Source organism: Myxococcus virescens, from assembly GCF_900101905.1.
GTDB lineage: Bacteria > Myxococcota > Myxococcia > Myxococcales > Myxococcaceae > Myxococcus > Myxococcus virescens.
This window is the reverse complement of the sequence record NZ_FNAJ01000047.1, coordinates 1-1,651: the sequence shown is the minus strand read 5'-3', so window position 1 is coordinate 1,651 and position 1,651 is coordinate 1. Positions and strand designations below refer to the sequence as shown.

Genomic DNA, 1,651 nt, shown 5'->3' with positions numbered 1-1,651 from the left:
CTGCCGCGCCTTTATTCGTACGCGACACCCCTACGCCTTTAGACTGACACAACCACCGGTCAGCTCGCCTAGCTTTCTCCGTCCTCCCTTAGTTCAACGCTCACAAGATGGTGCAGGAATATTAACCCGCTTTCCATCACCTACGCCTTTCGGCCTCGGCTTAGGTTCCGACTAACCCTGGGAAGATTAACTTGACCCAGGAAACCTTGGGCTTACGGCGAGGGGGTTTCTCACCCCCTTTAACGCTACTCATTTCGGCATCAGCACTCCCAGCCGCTCCAGCCGCCTTTTCAGTCGACCTTCGCTGCAACTGGGACGCTCCCCTACCGCCACACGCTTTACGTGTGACCCGAAGCTTCGGCACTAGTCTTGAGCCCCGTTACATTTTCGGCGCGGCCTGTCTTGACCAGTGAGCTATTACGCTTTCTTTAAAGGATGGCTGCTTCTAAGCCAACCTCCTGGTTGTCAATGACCTGCCACATCCTTTCTAGTGTTCACTTAGACTAGATTTGGGGGCCTTAGCTGTCGGTCTGGGTTATTCCCCTCTTGCCAATGGACGTTATCACCCACTGACTGCGTCCCGGGATAACAATTGCCGGCATTCGGAGTTTGGTACGGTTTGGTAATCTGGTGAGACCCCTAGCCGTTCCAGTGCTCTACCTCCGGCATTGAATTGCCCGAGCCGATACCTAAATATCTTTCGGGGAGAACCAGCTATCACGGAGTTTGATTGGCCTTTCACCCCTACACACAGCTCATCTCAGAAATTTTCAACTTTCACGAGTTCGGTCCTCCATGCGGTGTTACCCGCACTTCAACCTGGCCATGTGTAGATCACCCCGCTTCGGGTTATAATACACGCAACTATACGCCCTATTCGGACTCGCTTTCGCTCCGGCTCCACCTAACGGCTTAGCCTCGCTACGTATATTAAGTCGCCGAATCATGATGCAAAAGGTACGCTCTCGCACTGGGTTGCCCCGTAGTGCTCGAACTGCTTGTAGACATGCGGTTTCAGGTTCTTTTGACTCCCCTTACCGGGGTTCTTTTCACCTTTCCCTCGCGGTACTTGTTCACTATCGGTCGCCAAGGAGTATTTAGCCTTACCGGATGGTCCCGGCTGATTCAGGCAGGATTGCACGTGTCCCGCCCTACTTGGGTAACCCACTCAGCTCCAACTCGCTTTCGCGTACGCGACTATCACGCTCTTTGGTGCCTCTTTCCAGAGGCTTCCGCTAGCAAGTCAAAGTCCTACCGTGGACCCGCTACCCCGACGCCACTTTCGTGGTTTCGGTTTGGGCTTCTCCCATTTCGCTCGCCACTACTTTGGGAATCACTCATTGTTTTCTCTTCCTCAGGGTACTGAGATGTTTCACTTCCCCTGGTTAGCTCCATTCCACCTATGTATTCAGTGAAAGGTAACGCCGCTATTCGCAGCGCTGGGTTTCCCCATTCGGACATCCCCGGATCAACGCTCGGTTGACAGCTCCCCGGGGCTTTTCGCAGCCACCCGCGTCCTTCATCGCCTCTTGGCACCTAGGCATCCACCGCACGCCCTTAGTAGCTTACTTGCCCTAATCTCTTGTTTCACGCCCGCCTCCCGGCGGATTGTCGAAACTCGAAACCAAGGCCCAGACTCCTGCTCTTCGCA

Annotated in this window: 1 rRNA gene; it reads right to left on the bottom strand. The window is 54.4% G+C overall.

Annotated features, from left to right (window positions below):
- Positions 1 to 1,571, bottom strand: a 23S ribosomal RNA gene (locus tag BLU09_RS37965); the annotation flags it as partial.
- Between the last annotated feature and the right edge of the window lie 80 nt (positions 1,572 to 1,651).